A 22,969-nucleotide genomic window follows, 5' to 3' on the forward strand; every position below is an offset into this window, starting at 1 on the left:
CGGTTGTTTCCGGCCTTGAATTCGCGGTTCAAATATCACCGAGGGGCGCGTACGAGACGCGTCCCGGCTCTTTAAGAGATCTATCGAATGACCCTGAAGACCATCGAAGGTACCTTCATCGCCCCTAAAGGCCGCTACGCTTTGGTAGTGGGCCGTTTCAACAGCTTCGTCGTTGAAAGCCTGGTCAGCGGTGCAGTCGATGCCCTGGTTCGCCACGGCGTGAGCGAAAGCGACATCACCATCATCCGCGCACCTGGCGCCTTCGAAATTCCGCTGGTTGCGCAGAAAGTCGCCCAGAAAGGCGAGTTCGCGGCAATCATCGCCCTCGGCGCGGTCATTCGTGGCGGCACTCCGCACTTCGAATACGTGGCTGGCGAATGCACCAAGGGCCTGGCCCAGGTGTCCATGGAGTTCGGCGTTCCGGTCGCATTCGGCGTGCTGACCGTTGACTCCATCGAGCAAGCCATCGAACGTTCCGGCACCAAGGCCGGTAACAAAGGTGCTGAAGCTGCCCTGTCCGCTCTGGAAATGGTCAGCCTGCTGGCGCAGTTGGAGGCCAAGTGATTAGCGACGAAAGCGATCGTTTCAACCCGCGCGATCCAAAGCCTGCGGATGCCGGCAAGCCATCGAAAAGCGTCAAGCGTCGCGAAGCCCGTCAGCTCGCGACCCAGGCGCTGTACCAATGGCACATGGCCAAGCAGTCGCTGAACGAGATCGAAGCGCAGTTCCGGGTCGATAACGATTTCAGCGATGTCGACGGCGCATACTTCCGCGAAATCCTCCACGGGGTTCCGCAGTTCAAGAGCGAAATCGACACCGCGCTCACGCCATGCCTGGACTTGACCATCGAAGAGCTGGACCCGGTTGAACTGGCGGTTCTGCGCCTGTCCACCTGGGAACTGCTCAAGCGCGCCGACGTGCCGTACCGCGTTGTGATCAACGAGGGTATCGAACTGGCCAAGGTCTTCGGTTCCACCGACGGCCACAAGTTCGTCAACGGTGTGCTCGACAAGCTGGCCCCGCGTCTGCGTGAAGCTGAAGTGAAGGCGTTCAAGCGCTGATTGGCGCTTGGAATGTCGACACGAAGCCATGGGCGAGTTTGAGCTGATCCGCAATTTCTTCGCCGCCGCGCCTTGTGCGCAGGGCGGCGAAGGCGTTGCCCTCGGGATTGGCGATGACTGCGCCTTGCTGACTGTTCCCCCAGGGGAACAGATGGCGATCTCTACCGATACGTTGGTGGCCGGCGTGCACTTCGCCGATCCCTGCGATCCGTTTCTGCTCGGTCAGCGCTCGCTGGCCGTGGCCGTCAGCGACTTGGCGGCCATGGGCGCCACCCCCGTTGCCTTTACCCTTGCCCTGACCTTGCCGACGGTGACTGCCGATTGGCTGCAGGCCTATGCCCGTGGTTTGAACACCATGGCGCAATGCTGCGGTGTGGCATTGGTGGGTGGCGATACCACCCGTGGGCCGTTAAGCATGACCATGACTGTGTTCGGGCGCGTGCCGGCCGGTCTGGCGCTAACCCGCAGTGGCGCGCAACCGGGCGATCTGCTGTGTGTCGGCGGCGACCTGGGCAATGCTGCGGGTGCCTTGCCATTGGTGCTCGGCCAGCGCACGGCCCAAGCGAGCATCGCCGAGCCATTGCTGGCGCATTACTGGTCGCCGCAACCGCAGCTTGGCTTGGGTCAGGCGCTGCGGGGCAAGGCCACTTCGGCAATGGATATCTCCGATGGCTTGCTCGCTGATTGCGGGCATATCGCGCTGGCTTCAAAGGTCGGTATCCAAGTCGAACGAGATCGCCTGCCGCTCTCCAAAGCGCTGCTCGACTTTCTCGGTCAAGCGGGCGCACAAGTTGCGGCCCTGAGCGGCGGCGACGATTACGTCCTGACCTTCACCTTACCGTCCGTCGAGTTGCCTCTATTGCTGGCCGACGGTTGGCCGATCCATGTGATTGGGCGGGTGGTAACGGGGCAGGGCGTGACGTTGCTGGACGCCGACGGCAAAGACATCACCCCGCAAACCCGGGGTTATCAACATTTTCGGGAGTCACCGTGACAGATCATCCCAATCAGGTCCCGGCGGAAAACGTACCGCCATCGGTCTGGCGTAATCCGTGGCATTTTTTGGCGTTCGGCTTCGGCTCGGGCACCTTGCCAAAGGCGCCAGGCACTTGGGGGTCGTTGGTTGCGCTGCCTTTTATCCCGTTGTGGCAAATGCTGCCCGACTGGGGGTACTGGTTGATGCTGGGCATCACCATGTTGTTCGGCTTCTGGCTGTGCGGCAAAGTGGCCGACGATTTACGGGTACACGACCATGAAGGCATCGTCTGGGACGAAATGGTCGGGATGTGGATCACCCTGTGGCTGGTGCCGGAAGGTTGGCAATGGTTGCTCGTGGGTTTCTTGATGTTCCGCTTCTTCGACATCCTCAAGCCGTGGCCGATTCGCTGGATTGACCGGCACGTACATGGCGGCGTCGGGATCATGCTCGATGATGTCCTGGCCGGGGTGTTCGCCTGGCTGGCGATGCAGGGACTGGTGTGGTTTTTCGCCTGACCGGGGGGACACCGCCGTCACTCTGTGGGAGCGAGCTTGCTCGCGATGGCGGACTTTCAGTTGACGAATACGCTGCCGATACACCGCTATCGCGAGCAAGCTCGCTCCCACAGGGGTAGTGTCTTGCGGGCGAATATCAAACTTTTTGATAGTTATCGCCGATAATTCAGCCTAAGCGTCGCTCGGAACCTGCTGTTACAATGCCGGCTCTGCGAATCTTCAGACTCTTTAGATCAGGAGCACACCGGTGCCTGTCGTTTTTGTCGCCGCTTCCAAGCTGCCAACGCCTTTTGCGCAATTCACCATGCACGGCTTTCTCGATGAAGCCACCGGCCGCGAGCACGTTGTGCTGAGCCTGGGTGAATTCGCCGACGGTGCCCCGGTACTCGGCCGGCTGCACTCCGAATGCCTGACGGGCGATGCCTTGTTCAGCCAGCGTTGCGACTGCGGCTCGCAACTGGAGGCCGCCTTGCAGGCCATTGCCCGTGAAGGTCGCGGCGTTTTGCTCTACCTGCGTCAGGAAGGCCGGGGCATTGGCCTGCTGAACAAGATCCGCGCCTATGAGCTGCAGGACGGTGGTGCCGACACCGTCGAAGCCAACGAGCGCCTTGGCTTTGCCGCCGATCAGCGTGACTACGCCATGTGCCTGCCGATGCTGGAGCACCTGGGCGTGAAGTCATTGCGCCTGATGACCAACAACCCGCGCAAGGTCAAAGCCCTGACCGACATGGGTATCGCGGTCGCCGAGCGCGTGCCGCTGCACACCGGCCACAACCCGCATAACCGACTCTACCTGGCGACCAAGGCCAGCAAGCTCGATCACATGATGGGCAATGAGCATCAGGGCGAGGTAGACCGGGCGTGACCCGCGGTCAGGTGCGGCGGCGACTGTCTGTCAACTGGTGGCAGTACCTGGCACTGGCCTTGTTGCCGCTGTTTGTGATCAACGCGGTGTTCGGCCAGAGCGAAGCCATCCTGCCGGTGCTGGCGATGCCGTTGTTCATCGCCGGAGTCGCCTCGATGTTTGTCAGCCTGAGGTTCTTCGGCGCCTACAAACACGCGCTGATCGCCACCCAGAAAGCCTTCGACACTCCGGATGAGCCTGCTGCCTGGATCAGTCTGTCGGCCAAGCGGCGTACGGCATTCCTTGCCGCCAGCCTGCCGGCCTGGATCGGTGCCCTGGCGGTGTTCGTCGGTCTTGAAGCGGTGCCGCTGATGCTGCTGGCGCTGTCGACCGCCGTGCTGTTCTACCTCTACCGTATTCCGCGTCAACTCGGTTGATGCGCGCGGTCTGGCTGGCGGTGTCGCTGCTGGCCGCCAGCAGCACGGCCATTGCAGTCGAGCGGGTTGTCAGCCTTGCACCATCGCTCTCTGAAATCGTCGTAGAACTGGGTTCCGCCGACCTTCTGGTCGGTGTGCTGGACGCCGGTGAACGACCTGCCGAACTCAAGAACCTGCCCTCCGTTGGCCGCTATGGCCAGTTGGACATGGAGCGCCTGCTCAGCCTGAGACCTGACCTGTTGCTGCTATGGCCCGGTAGTGTCGGCCCGGCCCAGCGTGACCAGCTCAAGCGCCTGAATATTCCCACCTTCGTCGCCGAACCCCACAGCCTGGACCAGCTCACCGCACAGATCGAGTCCATTGCCGCTCAGCTTGGACGGCCCGAACGCGGAACTTCATTGGCCAGCGATTTACGCCAGCGGCTGGATGAGTTGCGTCAGCGCTATCGACGGGACAAGCCGTTACGGGTGTTCTATCAGGTCTGGGATCGGCCGTTGTACACCGTCGGTGGCGAGCAGATCATCAGCGATGCGCTGGAAGTCTGCGGTGCCCAAAACGTGTTTGCCGACCTGAAACTGCCGGCACCGCAGGTCAGTGTGGAAGCCGTATTGCAGCGTAATCCCGAGGTGATTCTGGCCAGCGATCAGGCGCAACTCGATGCGTGGAAAGCCTGGCCGCAGGTGGTGGCCGTGGCACAAGGACAGTTACGAATGGTGACGGACAAAGGCCTGGAGCGGCCGAGTGGGCAGATGATTGAGGCGACTGCAAAGCTGTGTCAACTTATCGACCCTGAGCGCTGAATTACGGCGTACCGACACACTACCTCTGTAGGAGCTGCCTTCGGCAGCTCCTACAACTGATCTCAGTGGATTTCAGGCGTCCAGGTCACCCCGAACATCCACGCCCGACCTTCCTCGCGATACCCGTACTGGCTACCTTGATGGCTGTACAACGCCCGGCTGTAACCCTTGTCCAGCAGGTTATCGACCTTCAGCTCCAGACTGATTTCACGATTGAGCGCCCAACTGCTGCGCAGCCCCAACAAGGCATAACCGTCCAGCGGCTGTTGATTGTTCAGGTCGTCATAGCTGCTGCTGACTGCCTGCCAACTGGCGCCGAGGCCCAGGCGATCGAACTGACGGTCCAGATCCCAGCTCAAAGTGCGCCGCGCGCGACGGGCCAGGGTATGGCCAGTGTCGCGATCCCTCGGGTCGATGATCGCGACGCCAAGGTTGCTCTGCCAGCCGAACCATTCCTGCTTCAATGCCGCTTCAAAGCCGTTGATTCGCGCCGAGGCGACGTTCTCGGGGCGCAAGTTGCTGCCGAAGATGATCGCGTCTTCAAGGTCGGTGCGATACAGCGACGTCTCCAGGCGACTGTCCTCAGTCAATTGGCTGCGCCATTGCAGCTCATAGCTTTTTGAGGTTTCAGGCTTCAGGTCCGGGTTGCTGAAGCCGGGGTAATACAGATCGTTGAACGTCGGCGCGCGGAAGCCTTCGCTGTAAGTCAGCAGCACTTCGTTGTCCGGGTTCAGCGGCAGGGTGAAGGTGCCACTCCAGGTATTCTGGCTGCCGAACTGCTGGTTATCGTCATGACGCAGGCCCAACTCCGTGGAAAAGCTGTCGGCCTGATAGCGGTGCTGGATGTACGCCGCACGGTTCCAGCGACTGTCCTCATCGAATGCGGTGCTGCTGTTGATGCGGTCTTCATACCAGTCACCTCCGAGCAGCAAACTGTTGCGCTCGTTGAGCGTCAGGTCGTTCTGCCAGTTCACCGAATCGCGGTAGGTGTTGAACACGCTGCGCTCATCGCTGAGCTTGTCCAGGGTCTTCTCGCGGTTTTCGCTATGGCCGAACTCGATGCGGGTTTTCCACAGATCATTGATGCGCGCGTCTATGTAACTGCTGACACTGCTCACATCGAATTCGTTGTAGGGCTGCTGTTGGACCGACTCGAACGTATTCATGTCGAAGCGCCCGAACGGGTTGTCGAACTCGCTTTTGCCGCGGTTATCCAACGCGTTGGCGCCGATTTCGATGTCATCGGTCAGCGCATGGCTGAGGCTCAGGCTGACGGATTTGTTGCGGTATTCGTCATGGTCGCCGTCGCTGGGATACGACTCGTGGGTGCGATTGATCCCGGCGGTTTCGTCGAGGCTGGCGCCGAGGTTGAAGCGGGTGTGTGCATCGCCACCGGACAAGCCGAGGCTGCGCTCCCAAGTCTGGTTGCTGCCAAAGCCCATGTGCAGTCGAGGTTGCAGGCCCTGTTCGCCACTACGACGGGTGAAGATCTGGATCACCCCGCCAATCGCATCGCTGCCATAAATCACCGAGCGGGAGCCGCGCAGCACTTCCACGCGCTCGACCTGCTCGATGTTGATGTGTTGCAGGTTGCTGTCCCCGGAGGTCGAACTGCCGATGCGCTGACCGTCCACCAGCACCAGGCTCTGGGCCGACTGGGTGCCGCGAATGTAAACCCCCGGCAAGCTGCCGCGCCCGCCGGTTTGCACGACTTGCACGCCCGGTACGAGACGCAGCAGGTCGGTGACGCTATCGGGTTGCAGGCGATCGATGTCTGCGCGGGTGAACACGGTGTTGGCGGCACTGCTGTCATTGCGCGCTTCGACCTGGCGGTTGGCGCTGATCAACACATCGGGCAGCTTCAGGGCCTGATCGCGTTCGAAGGTGTCGGCCAGCAGTTGACCGGCCGGCAGCAGGGTCAGCGTCAGGGCGAAGGGAGAGAGTTTCATGGAGGATCCGGGATTTCAGATGCGACGCAACTCCCCGTGGGAGCTGCCGAAGGCTGCGATCTTTTGATTTTGATTTTTGCAGATATGGAGTTGCCGAAGGCCTGGATCAAAAGATCGCAGCCTTCGGCAGCTCCTACACGGGGCTTTGCGTTTAGATGTTCAGCAGTTGCAGGCGCTCGCGGATCGAAGCCTCGATCCCGGCTTCATCCAAACCACACTCGGCCAGCATTTGCGCAGGCTTGGCGTGTTCGACGTAGATGTCGGGCAAGCCCAGGTGCAGCATCGACTTGAGGATGTTCTCGCGAGCGAGGAATTCGCTGACCGCGCCACCGGCGCCGCCCATGATCGCGTTTTCTTCGACGGTCACCAGCAATTCATGGCTGCCGGCGATTTCGCGAACCAGCGCTTCATCCAGCGGCTTGACGAAACGCATGTCGACCACGGTCGCGTCCAGTGTCTCGGCGACTTTCAGGGCTTCGGCCAGTTGCACGCCGAACACCAGCAGGGCGACTTTGCTGCCCTGGCGGCGGACTACGCCCTTGCCGATCTCGATTGGTTCGAGGTCTTTCTCGATGGTCGCGTTCGGGCCATTACCGCGTGGATAACGCACGGCCGCCGGGCCTTCATACAGGTGCCCCGTGGTGAGCATCTTGCGCAGCTCGTTTTCATCGCTCGGGGTCATCACCAGCATGCCGGGGATGCAGCGCAGGTACGAAAGGTCGAAACTGCCGGCGTGGGTTGGACCGTCTTCGCCCACCAGGCCTGCGCGGTCGATGGCGAACAGTACGTCGAGGTTCTGTACGGCGACGTCATGCACCAACTGGTCGTAGCCGCGCTGCAGGAAGGTCGAATAAATGGCTACCACGGGTTTGGCGCCCTCGCAGGCCATGCCGGCCGCGAAGGTGACGGCGTGCTGCTCGGCAATGGCCACGTCGAAGTAGCGCAGCGGGAATCGTTCGCTGAAAGCGACCAGATCCGAGCCTTCCTTCATCGCCGGGGTAATCCCGACCAGGCGCGGATCGGCAGCCGCCATGTCGCACAGCCATTCACCGAACACACCGGAATATTTCGGCCCGCTGGCCTTTTTCGGCGCAACGGCCGGGGCGTCCAGCGGTTCGAGTTTGGTAATGGCGTGGTAACCGATCGGGTCGACTTCCGCCGGGGCGAAGCCTTTGCCTTTCTTGGTGACGACGTGCAGGAACTGCGGACCTTTCAGATCGCGCATGTTGCGCAGCGTGGCGATCAGGGTCGGCAGGTCGTGACCATCGATCGGGCCGATGTAGTTCCAGCCCAGCTCTTCGAACAGCGTGCCGGGAACCAGCATGCCTTTGGCATATTCTTCGGTGCGACGGGCGATTTCCCAGGCACCGGGCAGGCGCGACAACACTTTCTTGCTGCCTTCGCGCATGCTCGCGTAGGTGCGGCTGGAAAGGATTTTCGCCAGATAGTTGGACAAGCCACCGACGTTGCGCGAGATCGACATGTCGTTGTCGTTGAGGATCACCAGCATGTTGGCGTCCACTTCCGGCGCATGGTTCAGCGCCTCGAACGCCATGCCCGCAGTCAACGCGCCGTCGCCGATCACCGCGATCGCCTTGCGCTCGCTGTTCTGCAGGCGGGCGGCAATCGCCATGCCCAGCGCGGCACTGATCGAGGTGCTGGAGTGGCCGACGCCAAAGGTGTCGTATTCGCTCTCGGAGCGGCGCGGGAACGCAGCGACGCCGTCCTTCTGGCGCAGGGTGGCCATGCGCTCGCGACGACCGGTGAGGATCTTGTGTGGATAAGCCTGATGACCCACGTCCCACACCAGACGGTCGTCCGGGGTGTCGAAGACGTAATGCAGCGCGATGGTCAGCTCGATCACGCCCAGCCCGGCACCGAAATGCCCACCGGTCTGGCCGACCGTGTAGAGCAATTCCAGGCGCAACTCATCGGCCAGGGTTTCCAGCTCGGCTTCGCCTAACCGGCGCAGGCCGTCCGGCGTATTCGCGCGGTCGAGCAGGGGCGTGGTCGGGCGTTTGCGGGGAATCTCATGAAACGTCGTGGGCATCAGGCGAATCGTTATAGGTATAAAAGATGCGGCAGTTTACCTGATGCATCGGTCCCTGCCCACGCGTTGGTTTTTTTTGGCGGATTCGCCGTCAGCTGCGGCGATCGACGATATACCGGGCCAGATCGCGCAACGGCTCGGCCGCCGCGTCAAACGGTCGCAGTGCATGCAGGGCCTGGTCGCGCAGCTCCAGGGCATAGGCCTTGGCGGCGTCGAGGCCGAGCAGGGCCGGGTAGGTCGGTTTGTCCCGGGCAATGTCGGCGCCCTGGCGTTTGCCGAGGGTTTCGGTATCGCTTTCGACGTCGAGAATGTCGTCCTGCACCTGGAATGCCAGGCCGATGGCCTGTGCATAAGTCTGCAGGGACTTGAGTTCGTCTTTCTCGGCACGGCCGCTGGCCAGTGCACCGAGCTTGACGCTGACTTCGATCAGCGCCCCGGTCTTGTGCCGATGCATGTATTCCAGGGCTTTCTGATCAAGCTTCAGGCCGACCGAACCGAGGTCGATGGCCTGACCGCCGACCATGCCCGCCGGGCCTGCCGCCAGTGCCAGGGCGCTGACCATTTGCAAGCGGATTTCAGCATCCGACGTGCTCAGGCGTGGATCGAGCAGGGCGCTGAAGGCCAGGCTCTGCAAACCGTCGCCGGCGAGGATCGCGCAGGCTTCATCGAATTTCTTGTGGGTAGTGGGCTGGCCGCGACGCAGATCGTCATCGTCCATGGCCGGCAAGTCGTCATGCACCAGCGAATAGGCGTGAATCAACTCCACCGCGCAGGCTGCGCCGTTGGCTTGCTCGGCCTTGCCGCCCAACGCTTCACACGCGGCGTAGGCCAGCAGTGGACGCACGCGTTTGCCGCCATTCATCACGCTGTAGCGCATGGCCTCATACAGTCGCGCCAGCTCAGGGCTCGGCGCGATGAACAGGGTTTCCAGAGCCGCATTGACGCGGGCCTGGCTGGTGGCGGAGTACGCTGCAATCATTCTGGCTGATCCGCGTCGAAGGGTTCCTCGGCCAACTCGCCATCACGCTCGAGCAGCACTTGAACCTTTTGCTCGGCCTGGGCCAGCGCCGCCTGGCAATCGCGGGTCAGACCGATGCCCTGCTCGAAAGCGGCCAGCGACTCCTCCAGCGACAATTCGCCATTCTCCAGACGCTCCACCAGCGTTTGCAGGTCGGCGAGGGATTGTTCGAAATCCAGTGCAGCTTTTTTGCGGGCCATGGCGGCGATTTCCGGTTGACGTTAAACCGGCGCGACACTAGCAGATAGGGGGTTCATGGGCAAACTCACAGCGACGCACTCTCCTACAGTGGCGAGTTATCAGGATAGCGAATCTGATACCGCGTACTACGCCCGCCACCCGGCAGGCGTTGCAGGCATTCCTTTTCCAGAAGTTCGGCCAGATGCCGGGTCGCGGTTGCTTTGGAGACTTTCACTACGGCTTGATACTGCGCCGCACTGATCCCGCCTTCGAATCCATGTTCCCCCCCGTCCAGCAAACGATTCAGTACTTTGGTCTGCTCGGTCGACAGCTCGGACTCCCGGTGCGCCTGCCAGAAGCGCGCTTTGCCCAGCACGGATTCGATCCGTGCCATGGCTTCTTGCAGGCTGCACAATAGAGTTTGCAGGAACCATTCGAGCCAAACCGTAATGTCCGTGTTGGATTTCTGGCAGGTTTCCAGCACCCGGTAATAGCCAGATCTATCATCGAGAATACTCGCCGACATGGCATAAAAACGGATCGCCTGAGCCTCGCCTTGAGCCAATGCAAGGTCGGTGATCGTCCTGGTCAGGCGACCGTTGCCGTCGTTAAACGGGTGGAGTGTGACAAACCAGAAGTGTGCGATGCCAGCTCGCAGCAAAGGGTCGAGCCCGGACTGATTTCGGCTGGATTCAAACCAGTCGAGGAAGGCATCGAGTTGGCGCTCAAGGCCCAGGCGAGGCGGTGCTTCGAAGTGCACGGTCGGTCTGTCGAGACGACCGGAAACCACTTGTATTGGACCATTGCCGCGCAAAGCACCTACACGAATGCTTTGCGCGGCCAAGCCGATGTCCTGTTCTGGAAACAGCCACTCATGCCAATCCAGCAATCGTTCAAGTGTCAGCGGCTCGGCAAAACGCTGCGTCGCATCGAGCATTAATTGCGCGAGTCCTTCACTGCGCTTGCTGACGTTGTCGCCATCATTGAGTTCCAACCCCAATCGCCGCGCCAATGAAGAACGAACTGAACCGACATTCAGCTGTTCGCCTTCAATCGCTGACGAGGTGACGATGTTCTGCAGCAATGCATCCAGTTCACTTTGTGCGCTCAGCGAACTGCCCACGGAACTGGCCATGCCCATTAGCCGACCTTGTGCTTGAACGCACTCGCGTAACAAGGGCGCCAAGCGTTCGGCGCTCCAGGTGAAACCCGGCCAATCAGGTTGCTGCCATATCCATTGAGGTGTCATGAACTTGATGCTCTAAGTAGGGGTGAGCCGATTAGATGGGCTATTCGGCTCACATAATGAGCCGAATATGACGCGTATTCGGCTCATCGTCCACCCGTTACCGTGATTCCCACCGCAATTTCGAAGCCATCCGATTGTTAAGAAACAACCAACTGGCTAACCTTTGCGCCATCTACGGCCCAATAGTCACGGGTCTTTCAGACGAAACACAGTATCCACATCTGTAACGCGCCGAGGATCGGGCGCAAGGTTTCGTCATGCATGGCAGGAGGCGTCGCATGCGCTCATTTCTTTTGCTGCTGATCGGGTTGACTATCGCGCCCGTGATTCTGGCTGCGCCGAATGCCGAGTTATCGGAACCGGTGGGTGGCTGGCGTTACAACGGTCTGCTGGACCGTAGCGAAAACCCGCAAGTCGCCTATCCCACGCCACCGATTGACCGAGGCGTGCGGCGCAACCGCACGATGATCGAAGGCCGCCTCAAGGCCCTCGGCACCCAGCGCGGGCCGCACACGTTGGCGGTCAATGGCAATCCGCTGAACCTCTACACCGACGAGCAAGGGCGTTTTGCCCGGCCCTTTGCGTTTGGTGCCGGTTCCAACAGCGTCGAAATCCGCAGTGCCGAAGGCCAGTCCCTCAAGCGTGTTCAATTCTATGAAGCCAACAACCTGCGCACACCGGCGCGGATTCGCGTGGTGTTGGGTTGGGACGATCCGAAGGCCGAACTCGACCTGCACATCGTCACGCCCGATGGCCAGCATGCCTTCTGGGCGCACCCGGCCTTGACCAATGGCGGCGGCCTCGACCCTGATGGCGTCGATGGCCCGGGTCCGGAAATGTTCACCATGACCGCACCGCTGCATGGCACCTATCTGGTTTACGTGAACTATTGGGGCAACTTCGGCAGCGACGGCTATAACTTCGATGAGTCCAGCAACCAGAACGAGGTGATTACCTCGCAGATCAACCTGGTGCTCAACGAAAACACCGTCGATGAAAAACGCGAGACGTTCGTCGTGCCCCTGCGCGCAATCGGCGACCTGCTGCTGATCAAGACTTTCAACTACTAAGCATCCCCGCTCCACGGATGAACATCGGGTTTTGTGAACATGAGTGATAGCACTGTTACCCCGGCCGCTGGCGCACCCGCGGCCAAACCTTCCCTGCATTGGCCGACGCTGCTGATCGGGTTATGCCTGGTCGTCGTTGTGGCCGGTGGGTTGGGGTGGTTCATGCACAAGCCCAAGGCCCCGGCGCCTGCGTTGGCCAGTGACAAGCTGGGCATGAGTCGCCCGGATGGCTTGCTGGAAACCCATTCCCTGAGCCAGTTGCCCAAGGACTTGCTGGCAGTGCCGTTCCTCAAGGAAACCCTGACCGAAGATTTCGTCTTCTATTACGAAAGCCACGCCGATCGCCTGGGCTTGATCGGCAGCTTGCGGCGGATCATCTACGAACATGACCTGAAACTGCAGGACACCTTGATCGAGCAGCTGTTCGATCAACCGGCCGACGTAGCGTTGTGGCGCGGGGCGGATGGGCGGCTCAAGGATTTCCTGCTGGTGATGGATCGCGGCGGGCTGGCCAAGGTGCTGGAGCCGCTGGCCAAAGTGGCGCTGGACGATTCGCAGCTGAGCAAGGTCGCGGAACTGAAGGTCGGTACCGACGACGTGGCGCTCTATCAACTCAACTACAACGCGAGCAAGGCGCTGCTGTTTGCGTCCCATGGCGACAAACTGGTGGTGCTGTCCAACCCGGCGAAACTCTACGATCCGCAAAGCGGTGCAACGGAAGAATCGGGCAGCGTGTCGACCACGGCCATTGCCGCGTTGCTCAATGGCGACAAACTGTTCCCCGAAGCCTTCGGCCTGCCGCCTCGTACGCCACAGGTGAAACAACGCCTGTCAGTCAATGCCAGCGTGCTGGCGATGGGTTACCAGCGCTTCATTCCGAACTTCGCCGGCCTGCGTTTCGACATGGACGACAAGGGCTGGCACAGCTTTCTGGCCATGGATGAACTGGAGAATCAGCCGGACTTCGATTTCAAACCGATCTGGCAAGCCATGCCCATGGGCGCCAGCGCTTGCGTGGCGTTGCCGCTGGCTGCCGAACAACAGAAGCCGCTGCTGGTGAAACTCGGTGCGCAGGAGAAGGTGGCCCAGGCGCTGACCGAACACATGGCCGGCGCGGCGGGCCTGTGCTGGTATGCCGATTCGCGGTTGTACACGCCTTTGCTGGTGGCCAGCCTCAACGATGATGGCAGCGGCAAACTGGATGGGGATTTGGGCAGCCTGTTCGGCTCGATGGTCGGTGCCTTTGAGCCCAATGTCGAAGACGGCGCCTTCCCGGTGGTGGAAAAACAGGAAGGCCAGAGCCATCAGTGGCAACGCCAGGTCAGCTCCAGTTTCGGTCCCTATGCGGCCAAGGACGCTGAAGACCCCGACGCCATCACCGGCAAGGCGTTCATGAACGTCCGTCTGGCGCGTCACGGTTCGACGCTGCTGTTTTCCCTCGACGACAAGCTGGTGGACAAGGCCCTCGGCACCCTCGACAAACGCTTCCCGCCGATGGCCGACGTGGTACCGAAAGACCTGCTGATGCCGGTCTATTTCGGTCCGGATTCCATGGCGCAACTGATGCAGCAGGAAACCCTCGACAGTCTGCCCCAGGACATGGAACCGGTGTTTTACAACGCCGCGCAAACCTACCTGATCCCGAAACTGCGCAAGCTCGGCGGCTACGGCAAATACGCCCTGACCTTGCCCGAAGGCAGCGAGCCCGACGGCCACTGGCAGTGGCTGCCGCTGGAGTGGAAAGCCCTGTGACGGCATTGATCCGAAGTCTCGGCCTGCTGACACTGTTGCTGATCGCGGGTGCCCACGCTGTGGAGGCACCGTCGCTCGACCCGCAGCAGTCCCAGGTGTTTCGCGCCTGGTTCGTGCGCATCGCCCAGGAGCAACTCAGCCAGGGCCCGAGCCCGCGTTGGTATCAGCAAGACTGCGCCGGGTTGGTGCGCTTTGCTGCCAATGAGGCGCTGAAAGTCCATGACGACAAATGGCTGCGCAGCAATGGCCTGTCCAATCGTTACCTGCCGCCGGAGCTGCAACTGAGCGACGCCCAGCGCGCTCTTGCCCAGCAATGGCAGCAGGGCGGCGGCAAGGTCGGGCCATACGTCAATGCGATCAAGTTGATCCAGTTCAACAGCCATCTGGTCAGCCGCGATGTGGCTCAAGCGCGCCCTGGCGACCTGATGTTTTTCGATCAGGGCGACGACCAGCACCTGATGATCTGGATGGGCCGTTACATCGCCTATCACACCGGCACCAGCACACCCACCGACAACGGCATGCGTTCGGCAAGCCTGCAGCAACTCATGACATGGAAGGACACCCGATGGATACCCGACGCAGCCAACCCCAACTTCATCGGCGTCTATCGACTGAATTTTCTCTCCCCGTGACCGGTGCCCGCATGCTGCGTTTTCTGTCTCTGATGTTGGTGTTGTTGCTGCCGTTCTCGGCGGTTGACGCCGAAGATTCGGTCCCGGCCAGCGGCTATGTGCCGGTGGCCGGCGAGAGTTTTTTTCTGCTGGCCGACAGCAGTTTTGCCAGCGATGAACAGGCGATGGTGCGCCTCGAAGCACCGGGACGCGACTATCGCCGGTTTCGCATGGAACCCTACGGCGGTGCCGACATTCGGGTGTACCGCATCGACAAACCGCTGGACTTCCTCAAGCGCCAGAAGAACCTGCATCGAGTGGTCAGCGATGGCCAGTTCAAGGGTGAAGGCCTGTCCAATACCCTCGCTTACCTGTGGGACAACTGGTATCGCAAATCCCGTCGGGTGATGCAGCGGGCGTTTTCCTACGAGTCGCGTAAACAAGTCACCGAGCAAGTGCCGGAACTGAAGATGGGCAACGCGATGGCCGCGCCAACGCCCTACGATGCGCAGCCGCAATTCGCGCTGATACCGGGTTTGCCGGTGGTCAGCCAGTTCCGCTATCCGTTGTGGCAGGCCAAGCCGATCCAGCCACCTGAGGGGGTGAACCTGGCCGGGTCTTCCAGCGAGTTCGTCAGCGTCGCGCCGGGCAATGTGTACATCCCGCTGGGCAATCTCAAACCGGGTCTGTATCTGGTGGAAGCGCTGATCGGCAAGTACCGCGCGACCACCATGGTGTTCGTATCCAACACCGTGGCGGTGAGCAAGATCGCCGGTGACGAATTGCTGGTGTGGGCCGCGCGCAAACACGAAGGCAGCTCGGTGCCGAAGGTCAATGTGCTGTGGACCGATGGCCTCGGCGTGATGAGCAGCGGTGCCACCGATACCGACGGCCTGCTGCGCCTGAAACACGTCAGCCCCGAGCGTTCGTTCGTGATCGGCGAAGACGAGGAGGGCGGGGTGTTTGTCTCCGAGAATTTCTACTACGACAGCGAAATCTACGACACCAAACTCTATGCCTTCACCGACCGGCCGCTGTATCGGCCGGGGGACTGGGTGTCGCTGAAAATCGTCGGGCGGGAGTTCAAGAACGCACGGGACTCGGTGCAGCCAAGCGCGGCCGACGTCAATGTGACCGTGCTGGATGCGACGGGAACGGCACTGCAAAGTCTGGCGTTGAAACTCGATTCCAAGGCTGGCACCCAGGGCCGGTTCCAACTGCCGGATAACGCCGTGGCCGGTGGCTACGAGTTGCGTTTCAACTACAAGGATCAGGCCTACAGCAGCGCCTTCCGCGTCGCTGAATACATCAAGCCGCACTTCGAAATTTCGCTCAATCTGGCCAAGCAGGATTACCGCACCGGCGAGCCGGTCAAGGGCAACCTGGTGCTGCTGTACCCGGACGGAAAGCCGGTGGCCAATGCGAAACTGAACCTGAGCCTGCGCGCCCAACAGCTGTCGATGGTCGACAACGAACTGCAATACCTCGGGCAATTCCCGGTGGAGCTGACCAGCACCGAATTGGCCACCGACGCCAAGGGCAATGCGACCCTCGATTTGCCGGCCGCCGACAAACCGAGTCGCTACATGCTCACGGTGTTTGCCAGCGACGGCGCGGCGTATCGGGTCAAGACCACCAAGGAAATCCTCATTGACCGTGGCGCGGCGAATTTCCGCTTGAGCGCACCCCGACGCTTCAGCTCGGTGGGTGACAAGGTTGTGTTCAGCTACACCCGCGAAGGCGAGCCGGCCGATGCCGTTACGCCGGGTAGCTTTGGCTGGGTGCGTTTGGAGGACCAGAGCACCGGCGAAGGCAAACTCGCAGCAACGGACAAGGGTTTCACCCTGGCCTTTGACCGGCCGGGCACCTACAACCTGACACTCAAGGATGATCATGGCCGGGTGGTCGGTGCCACCGGCCATTCGGTTTCCGGCGAGGGTGTCAAAGCCGTACCCGGCACCGTGGAAATCGTCCTCGACAAGCCCGAGTACATTACCGGCGATGAAGCGCTGGCGTTGATCACACTCCCTGAACCGGTCAGCGATGCCCTGCTGTCCCTGGAGCGCGACAAGGTCGAGGCGACCGCGCTGCTATCCAGGGGCGGTGACTGGCTGAAACTGGAAAAACTCAGCGATACCCAATACCGCGCGCGCATCCCGGTGAAGGACGGTTTCGCGCCGAACCTGACCTTCTCGGTGCTGTACACCAAGGGCGGCCAATACAGCTTCCAGAACGCCGGCATCAAGGTGGTGACACCACAGATCGACGTGGCCATCACCACGGATAAGGAAACCTATCAGCCGGGTGAAACCGTCTCGGTGGACCTGACCACCCTGTTCGCCGGCAAAGCGATTCCCGCACACCTGACGGTCAGCGTGGTCGATGAAATGGTCTACGCCCTGCAACCGGAAGTCGCGCCGAGCATCGACCAGCTCTTCTATCACCCACGGCGTAACAACGTGCGCACCAGCGCCAGTTTGTCGTTCATCAGTTATGACGTCGCCCTGCCGGGCAGCCCCGGTGCACCGGGCAAAGCCAATCGCAGTGAGCGCGGCGTGAAAGTGCTGGAGCGACCGCGTCGTGAGGACGTCGACACGGCGGCGTGGCAACCTGAGTTGCTGACCGATGCCAACGGCAAAACCCGTTTCACTTTCAAGATGCCCGACTCCCTGACCCGCTGGCGCATCACCGCCAGGGCCATCGCTGATGGTGGTCAGGTCGGTCAGAAGAAGCAGTTCCTGCGCTCGGAAAAACCTTTGTACCTGAAGTGGAGCGGGCCGACCCGATTCCGCGCCGGCGACAAACCGGACCTCGGTGTATTCGCCTTCAGCCAGGCCGAGAAACCGCTCAAGGCCGAACTGGTGACCCGTTACGCTGGCAACGACCAGCGCGTGCCTGTGACCTTGAACAGCGGCATCAACTACATCCCGTTGCCAGCATTTGAACTGGCCAATGGCGAGTGGAGCGCCGAGCTGGTGCAGGACGGCAAAACCGCAGATGCCCTGGCGGTGCGCCTGAGCGCGAGTGGCGAAGGCTGGCAGGTGACTCAAACCCAGAGCCTTGATGTGGGTGAGGGTGATACGCCACTGACGCTGCCGACAGACGCCAGTGATATCCGCCTGCGCCTGGATGACAGCCCGCAAGCATTGTTCCGTTCCGCCCTCGACGACCTGCTGAGCTACCCCTACGGTGGCGTAGAGCAAACGGCCAGTCGCCTGTTGCCGTTGAGCATCGCCTACCCGACGCTGGCGGCGAATCCGCAGATCCGCGATCGCCTGCGCCTGATCATGCAAAACAGTCGTTTGCGCCTGGTGCAAATGGCCGGCCCTTCGGCGAGCTTCACCTGGTGGGGCATGGACGGCGAGCCGGATGCCTTCCTCACCGCCTACGCCTATTACGCCGACTGGCACGCCAGCCAGGTGCTGGATCTGAGCCTGCCGCCGGAGCATTGGCAGCGGGTGCTTGAGGTCTACGCCAAGCAGGCGAAGAACACGCCGCTGTTGCAGCGGGCGCTGATCCTGTCGTTCGCCCGGCAGATGCAGTTGCCGGTCAACACCTTGCTCAGTGGCCTGATGGATGACCTGGCAAAAGCGGGCGAGGGCACTGCCGCGAACCTGATGGACAGCGGCGAAGACAGCCTCGTCATGAGCGATCCGGATTCAGCCCTGGGGCTGGCGGCCGCACGGGTGCTGACGGCATCGCTGGCCAGGCAAGCGAAGGTCGCTTTGCCGGACGCGTTCAATCGGCAACTGGCCGACGCGCAGCAGCGTCTGGCGGTCAGTTCCCAGCCCTTTGCCGAAGCGCTGAACCTGTCACTGCAACCCTTTGATCAGGCTCACGCTCAAGCGTTGTTGCAACGTCTATTGCCACAGCAATCGACCCTGGAACGTGCATTGGCACTTACCTGGATGCAACGCAGCATCGAGCAGGCATCGCCCACCATTGCATTGGCGCCGGGTGAAGGCTGGAAGAAGCAGTACGGAGTTTCTGGTGAGATGTATTGGACGTGGCAGGGGGCTGCGCCCGTGCCGGCGGTATTGACGCTGACCGGTGCGCAAGAGCGTCCGTTGCGCGCTGCATTGAGCTACCGCAGCCAACAGCCGGTGGTCGATCCGATGGCCGTGACCATCACCCGTCGCCTGTCGCGACTGGTGCCGGGGGATGAGGCTTTCACCTTCAAACTTGAAGCGGTCGGCAACGCGCCGCTGTCCAGCGACAACCTCTATCTCGACGAAGTGATCGTCACCAGTAAAGCCGCCAGACCGTTGCGTTACGGCATGCTGGAAGTGCCGCTGCCGCCGGGTGCCGATGTCGAACGCACGACCTGGGGCATCAAACTCATGGGCAAGGCCGGCACTGAGCCGATGTCACTGGAAAAGGCGCGATTCGAACCGGGACAAATGGCCTACGCCATTCCGGTCGATGCCTTGAGTGGCGAATTGCGCCTGCGGCACTTGGTGCGTTTCTCGCAGAAGGGGCAGTTCAACTTGCCACCGGTGCGGTTCACCCAGGTTTATGCGCCGCAGCATCAGGCGCTTGAGCAAAAAGCAGCTCTTGGCCAGCTCACGGTTCACTGACGTGCACAGGCTGCTGATAGGTTGCTTGCTGTGTTTGATCCCTGCGCTGGCGACGGCGCAGGACGAACCGTTGCGCCTGGCCTTCAAGGGCGATTTGTTGTCGCTGAATCGAACTCAGGTGATCGCCCGCGAACCGTTGCCGCAGACCTTGCAGACACCGCTGGGCAGTGTGTGGAAGTTGTTCGTCTACGCCTGGCTAGTGGACACCGGCGCGCGTGAGCCGGCTTATGAATGCCGCGGCCAGTCGAAAGAAGAGGTGTATTGCTGCACGACGGGCGGCAGGATCGAGCGAGATCAGGCGTTGGTGAAGTCATGCGGTCTGTATTTCGAACCCGCTCGGTTGGGCATCGGCGATGCCGACTGGCGAGCCTATTGGCAGGCGCGGCAGGCGCCGCAATGGTTGCTGGATTTGCCTTCGTTGCAACCGGCTACCCGGGTTTCGGTGGCGGAACTGTTGAAGGTGTTGGCCGTGCTGCCGGCGCAGGATCAAGCGCGGCGTGTGTTGCTCGATGTGGTACTCAATGCCGCCGATGGCCATGTCGTCGGCGAACTCGGCAGCCGTTTGCGGGTGAAGACCTGGAGCTGGTTGGCGGATCAGGATGCTACATCGCGTCAGGGCGGGTTTGCCGGTTGGACGGCGGATGGCACACCGGTCTGGGCTGGAGGACGGGGCACCAGTCAGCGGGTTCTGCGTGATTACGCGCAAGCATTGTCTACGGTAATTCCCGTTTCGTGGCCTGCTGATGCAGGCAAATGCGTAGAGGTCGACCTGTTCTCCCGCTATCCACTTCGGCGGGTGCTGTCAGGAGGCGCCGCGGTGACTTCCGGAGCGTTGCAGGGTGACTACCGCGTCGAATTCGCCAACGGCAATGCGCTGGATATTCACAGCGACGGCGAGCTGTTTCTGCTGGAAGACAAGCTCATCGCCCGGCTGGATCGCGAAGAATACGTCGCCCGTGTTCTCCAGCGCGAAGCCAGTGCCGAACCGGTCGAAGCCGCCAAAGCCCTGACCGTGGCCATCCGCACCTACCTGCTGCAAAACGCTACGCGCAGCGGTGACTGCCTGAGCATCGACGACAGCAGTAGCCGTCAGCGGGTCGCACCGCGTCCGGCGGCGTCCGAGTCTCGCGACATCGCCGCCTGGACCAGCGACCTGGTGCTGGCCGGTAGCGCCGTCACCTACCATTCCGACCAGCCCGGCCCGGACAAACTGTCCTGGCAGCAAGCCGTCGAGCAGGCTCGTGCCGGCCAGCGCTACGACGCCATCCTGCTGCACGCCTACCCTCGCGCCAGTCTCAGTCGCTGGGACAACCCGGTCGCGTCCTGCGAAGCGTTGCCCGCCGCACAAACATGGCTGCAGAAACAACGGCGCGGCTGGCGCCCAAGGCTTGAAAGCGAAACCGGGTACAGCGAAGTCAGCACCTTCGCCGTATGCCGTCTGGCCTTCGGCCGCCCCTATGTCGACCGCGAACGCCAGCGCATCTACGTGCGTGGCGCGCAGACACTACAAGACCGTCTCGACCTGACCCACGAATACCTGCACCTGGCTTTTGAAGCACACCCCAACGGCCAGGATGAAACCTACATCGAAGGGCTTGCCCGCCACCTCTTGCTGGAATAGACCATGACACGCCGTTATCCACAGGTCTTGCTGTTGCTCTGTTCGCTGGTGGCCTTGCCATCAGTGATGGCGGCTGACAGCGTCAAACTCGACACCCCCGCCGGCGGTTGGCGCACCGGCGCGCCTGAGGGCGAAGGGGAAAACTTCCGGCAGACCGTCAACTACCCGGCCTCGTCGGTGAATACCTCGACAGGGCAGGCCAACACCGCTCGCATCAGCGGGCAAATCAAAGCCACAGCCAAATCCAAATCCCCAGAGCCTGGCCGGCTGATCGTCAACGGGGTGAGCATGCCGCTGAAAATCGACCCGGCCGGCCGCTTCGATCGCCCGTTCTCGTTCCCCAACGGCAGCAACAGCGTCGAGGTTCGCAGCCCTGATGGCCAACAACGTCACCGCACGCAGTTTCTCAACAGCAGCGGCGGTGCGACCCCGGCCAAATTGCGCGTTTTGCTGTCCTGGGACAGCGACAACACCGACCTCGACTTGCACCTGATCACCCCCGACGGCGCGCACATCTGGTACGGCGACCGCGTCGCCTCCAACGGCGCTGCGCTCGACGTCGATGTCACCACCGGCTACGGCCCGGAAATCTTCGCCATGCCCGCACCGATCAAGGGGCAATATCTGGTCTACGTGAACTACTTTGGCGGCGGCTACAGCAGTGATGAAGAGGGGCAGGAAGACGTGGTGCAAGCGTTGACCACCGCGCAAGTGACGGTGATTACCGAAGAAGGCACGCCGAGCGAGAAGATGGAAACTTTCCTGGTGCCGATGCGTGCGGTGGGGGAGTTGACGATGGTGAAGTCGTTCAGCTATCCGTGAGGTTGAGGTGCAACTTGCGCAGGCTTTGCACACGGCAAGGTGGAGGCTTATTAGTGTTGTTTCATGCAGAAATACATTGTGTTTGTTCCTGCGTCAGTATCAGGAGTAATTGAGAGGGCCCTCCAACCGACATGGAAATGCCCTGACGTGAATGATCTTCCTGGCAATACCTCGCTCGATTCTGCTTTCAGCGAAATCACCCAACTGATTGTGACCGCGCGACAACGCGCCATGCAGGCGGTCAACACTGAGCTGATTGAGCTGCACTGGCAGGTTGGGGCCTATATCAGTCGCAAAATTGAAGCGGCGGAGTGGGGTGATGGGGTGGTGGCACAACTGGCTCAGCACCTGGCCTATACGCAGCCTGGATTACGGGGGTTCACCCGTGCGAATCTTTTTCGCATGCGCAAGTTTTACGAGGCTTATAGGCATGACGCAAAAGTCGCAGCACTGCTGCGACTTTTGCCCTGGACCCAGAATCTGATCATCCTCAACCAGAGCAAACGCCCGGAGGAACGAGAGTTTTACCTGCGCATGGCAATCCAGGAGAAGTGGTCGAGCCGCGAACTGGAGCGGCAGTTCAAGGCGGCTCTGTTTGAGCGTTCAGTGGTCAGCCCGGCAAAAGTCTCAGCACTGCTGCGACAAATTCATCCCCAGGCCCTGGACGTGTTCAAGGATGCCTACGTGATTGAGTTTCTGGCTCTGGAGCGTGGTCATGCAGAAACAGATTTGCATGGAGGCCTATTGCATAAGCTCAGGGACTTTCTGATTGAACTGGGCAGGGACTTCTGCTTTGTGGGTTCGCAATATCCGTTGCAGGTAGGTGGGCGTGACTTTGCGCTGGATCTGTTGTTTTTTCACCGTGGGCTGAACTGCCTGGTGGCGATCGAACTCAAGGTCGGGCGCTTTGAGCCGGAATACCTGGGGAAGATGGATTTTTATCTTGAAGCGTTGGACCGCAATGTCCGCAAGCCACACGAAAACCCGGCGCTCGGCGTATTGTTGTGCGCAAGCAAAGAGGACGAAATCGTCGAGTACGCCCTGAACCGCTCACTGTCGCCCGCATTGATCGCTGAGTACCACACGCAATTGCCGGATAAGAAACTGTTGCAAGCCAAGCTGCAGGAGTTTTATGCGCTGAATACCGAAGGGGTTGGGTGATTTTTGTCGTGAATCACTTTCTTTCAGGCATTAAAAAGCCGGCTTGTGGCCGGCTTCTCGGGGACTGGCTTGGATCATTTTTGGTAAACCGCGCCAGCCTTCAAAACGTACACCCGGATCTTGCGTCCGGCTGTGGGACCTGGTGAGAAAGTCATCTGTCAGGTCAGTGCATCTGGGCCGCAGGGCGGGTCGATGCGTAAATGTGGGGCGCAGCATACGCAGGTTTGAGGGGAATTCCCAGCGGGAAGTGCCGGGCAGAGCCGTTTGGCC

At 61.1% G+C, this 22,969-nt stretch carries 19 protein-coding genes; 14 read left to right on the plus strand and 5 right to left on the minus strand.

What is annotated here, in order from left to right; translation table 11 throughout:
* Window positions 1–87: 87 nt before the first annotated feature.
* From ribE to C8K63_RS08460, 7 genes are all read left to right on the plus strand, one after another.
* Window positions 88–564 (plus strand): 6,7-dimethyl-8-ribityllumazine synthase, encoded by a 477-nt coding sequence (ribE, locus tag C8K63_RS08430; RefSeq protein ID WP_003228649.1) that lies wholly within the window; start codon window positions 88–90, stop codon window positions 562–564.
* The gene (gene nusB, locus C8K63_RS08435) at window positions 561–1,061 is read left to right on the plus strand and encodes a transcription antitermination factor NusB (protein WP_108216299.1); all 501 of its coding nucleotides are present in this window, start codon (window positions 561–563) and stop codon (window positions 1,059–1,061) included. The genes ribE and nusB overlap by 4 nt, the downstream gene beginning before the upstream one ends.
* 28 nt (window positions 1,062–1,089) lie before the next feature.
* Entirely contained in the window at window positions 1,090–2,055 is a 966-nt protein-coding gene (gene thiL / locus C8K63_RS08440; protein ID WP_108216300.1) for a thiamine-phosphate kinase, read from the plus strand.
* Window positions 2,052–2,555 carry a phosphatidylglycerophosphatase A gene (locus tag C8K63_RS08445; protein WP_108216301.1) on the plus strand — a complete coding sequence of 168 codons (504 nt, stop codon included), beginning with the start codon at window positions 2,052–2,054 and terminating at the stop codon, window positions 2,553–2,555. Before thiL ends, C8K63_RS08445 begins: the two co-directional genes overlap by 4 nt.
* 247 nt (window positions 2,556–2,802) lie before the next feature.
* Window positions 2,803–3,420: a GTP cyclohydrolase II gene (gene ribA / locus C8K63_RS08450; protein ID WP_007984463.1), complete on the plus strand. Its 618-nt coding sequence runs from the start codon at window positions 2,803–2,805 to the stop codon at window positions 3,418–3,420.
* Window positions 3,417–3,836 carry an MFS transporter gene (locus tag C8K63_RS08455; RefSeq protein WP_108216302.1) on the plus strand — a complete coding sequence of 140 codons (420 nt, stop codon included), beginning with the start codon at window positions 3,417–3,419 and terminating at the stop codon, window positions 3,834–3,836. The genes ribA and C8K63_RS08455 overlap by 4 nt, the downstream gene beginning before the upstream one ends.
* A complete protein-coding gene (locus C8K63_RS08460) occupies window positions 3,836–4,636 on the plus strand; it encodes a cobalamin-binding protein (protein ID WP_108216303.1) in 801 nt (266 codons plus the stop codon). The genes C8K63_RS08455 and C8K63_RS08460 overlap by 1 nt, the downstream gene beginning before the upstream one ends.
* A 62-nt stretch (window positions 4,637–4,698) precedes the next feature.
* Here the strand turns inward: C8K63_RS08460 and C8K63_RS08465 are convergent, their stop codons facing one another.
* The 5 genes from C8K63_RS08465 to C8K63_RS08485 all read right to left on the minus strand — a co-directional run bounded on the left by C8K63_RS08465 (window position 4,699) and on the right by C8K63_RS08485 (window position 11,082).
* A complete protein-coding gene (locus C8K63_RS08465; RefSeq protein WP_108216304.1) occupies window positions 4,699–6,585 on the minus strand; it encodes a TonB-dependent receptor domain-containing protein in 1,887 nt (628 codons plus the stop codon).
* A gap of 151 nt (window positions 6,586–6,736) precedes the next feature.
* Window positions 6,737–8,635 (minus strand): 1-deoxy-D-xylulose-5-phosphate synthase, encoded by a 1,899-nt coding sequence (gene dxs, locus C8K63_RS08470; RefSeq protein ID WP_108216305.1) that lies wholly within the window; start codon window positions 8,633–8,635, stop codon window positions 6,737–6,739.
* Window positions 8,636–8,726: 91 nt separating this feature from the next.
* Window positions 8,727–9,614, minus strand: coding sequence for a (2E,6E)-farnesyl diphosphate synthase (ispA, locus tag C8K63_RS08475; RefSeq protein ID WP_108216306.1), 888 nt, complete (start codon window positions 9,612–9,614; stop codon window positions 8,727–8,729).
* Window positions 9,611–9,853, minus strand: a complete 243-nt coding sequence (locus C8K63_RS08480) for an exodeoxyribonuclease VII small subunit (RefSeq protein WP_108216307.1) — start codon at window positions 9,851–9,853, stop codon at window positions 9,611–9,613. The genes ispA and C8K63_RS08480 overlap by 4 nt, the downstream gene beginning before the upstream one ends.
* An 83-nt stretch (window positions 9,854–9,936) precedes the next feature.
* The gene (locus tag C8K63_RS08485; RefSeq protein WP_108216308.1) at window positions 9,937–11,082 is read right to left on the minus strand and encodes a Fic family protein; all 1,146 of its coding nucleotides are present in this window, start codon (window positions 11,080–11,082) and stop codon (window positions 9,937–9,939) included.
* Window positions 11,083–11,360: 278 nt separating this feature from the next.
* Here C8K63_RS08485 and C8K63_RS08490 point away from each other — a divergent pair, with 278 nt between their 5' ends.
* From C8K63_RS08490 to C8K63_RS08520, 7 genes are all read left to right on the plus strand, one after another.
* Window positions 11,361–12,152 carry a YfaP family protein gene (locus C8K63_RS08490; RefSeq protein WP_108216309.1) on the plus strand — a complete coding sequence of 264 codons (792 nt, stop codon included), beginning with the start codon at window positions 11,361–11,363 and terminating at the stop codon, window positions 12,150–12,152.
* Between the two features lie 39 nt (window positions 12,153–12,191).
* A complete protein-coding gene (locus C8K63_RS08495; protein WP_108216310.1) occupies window positions 12,192–13,904 on the plus strand; it encodes a DUF2138 domain-containing protein in 1,713 nt (570 codons plus the stop codon).
* Entirely contained in the window at window positions 13,901–14,539 is a 639-nt protein-coding gene (locus tag C8K63_RS08500) for a DUF1175 domain-containing protein (protein WP_177413225.1), read from the plus strand. Before C8K63_RS08495 ends, C8K63_RS08500 begins: the two co-directional genes overlap by 4 nt.
* Window positions 14,536–19,095 (plus strand): alpha-2-macroglobulin, encoded by a 4,560-nt coding sequence (locus tag C8K63_RS08505; RefSeq protein WP_108216312.1) that lies wholly within the window; start codon window positions 14,536–14,538, stop codon window positions 19,093–19,095. Before C8K63_RS08500 ends, C8K63_RS08505 begins: the two co-directional genes overlap by 4 nt.
* Window positions 19,073–20,716: a DUF2300 domain-containing protein gene (locus tag C8K63_RS08510; protein ID WP_371920739.1), complete on the plus strand. Its 1,644-nt coding sequence runs from the start codon at window positions 19,073–19,075 to the stop codon at window positions 20,714–20,716. The genes C8K63_RS08505 and C8K63_RS08510 overlap by 23 nt, the downstream gene beginning before the upstream one ends.
* A 3-nt stretch (window positions 20,717–20,719) precedes the next feature.
* On the plus strand, window positions 20,720–21,538 hold the full coding sequence (locus C8K63_RS08515) for a YfaP family protein (protein WP_108216313.1): 819 nt from the start codon (window positions 20,720–20,722) through the stop codon (window positions 21,536–21,538).
* A 147-nt stretch (window positions 21,539–21,685) separates the two neighbouring features.
* Window positions 21,686–22,699 carry a YhcG family protein gene (locus tag C8K63_RS08520; RefSeq protein ID WP_108216314.1) on the plus strand — a complete coding sequence of 338 codons (1,014 nt, stop codon included), beginning with the start codon at window positions 21,686–21,688 and terminating at the stop codon, window positions 22,697–22,699.
* Window positions 22,700–22,969: the final 270 nt, after the last annotated feature.

This window comes from Pseudomonas sp. GV085 (assembly GCF_003050925.1).
Lineage (GTDB): Bacteria > Pseudomonadota > Gammaproteobacteria > Pseudomonadales > Pseudomonadaceae > Aquipseudomonas.

What these genes read in the sequence shown, in the direction of transcription:
- C8K63_RS08465 (WP_108216304.1), bottom strand. Translation starts at nt 6,585, where the DNA reads ATGAAACTCTCTCCCTTCGCCCTGACGCTGACCCTGCTGCCGGCCGGT.
- C8K63_RS08490 (WP_108216309.1), top strand. Translation starts at nt 11,361, where the DNA reads ATGCGCTCATTTCTTTTGCTGCTGATCGGGTTGACTATCGCGCCCGTG.
- ribE (WP_003228649.1), top strand. Translation starts at nt 88, where the DNA reads ATGACCCTGAAGACCATCGAAGGTACCTTCATCGCCCCTAAAGGCCGC.
- C8K63_RS08495 (WP_108216310.1), top strand. Translation starts at nt 12,192, where the DNA reads ATGAGTGATAGCACTGTTACCCCGGCCGCTGGCGCACCCGCGGCCAAA.
- C8K63_RS08460 (WP_108216303.1), top strand. Translation starts at nt 3,836, where the DNA reads ATGCGCGCGGTCTGGCTGGCGGTGTCGCTGCTGGCCGCCAGCAGCACG.
- ispA (WP_108216306.1), bottom strand. Translation starts at nt 9,614, where the DNA reads ATGATTGCAGCGTACTCCGCCACCAGCCAGGCCCGCGTCAATGCGGCT.
- C8K63_RS08480 (WP_108216307.1), bottom strand. Translation starts at nt 9,853, where the DNA reads ATGGCCCGCAAAAAAGCTGCACTGGATTTCGAACAATCCCTCGCCGAC.
- C8K63_RS08515 (WP_108216313.1), top strand. Translation starts at nt 20,720, where the DNA reads ATGACACGCCGTTATCCACAGGTCTTGCTGTTGCTCTGTTCGCTGGTG.
- dxs (WP_108216305.1), bottom strand. Translation starts at nt 8,635, where the DNA reads ATGCCCACGACGTTTCATGAGATTCCCCGCAAACGCCCGACCACGCCC.
- thiL (WP_108216300.1), top strand. Translation starts at nt 1,090, where the DNA reads ATGGGCGAGTTTGAGCTGATCCGCAATTTCTTCGCCGCCGCGCCTTGT.
- C8K63_RS08485 (WP_108216308.1), bottom strand. Translation starts at nt 11,082, where the DNA reads ATGACACCTCAATGGATATGGCAGCAACCTGATTGGCCGGGTTTCACC.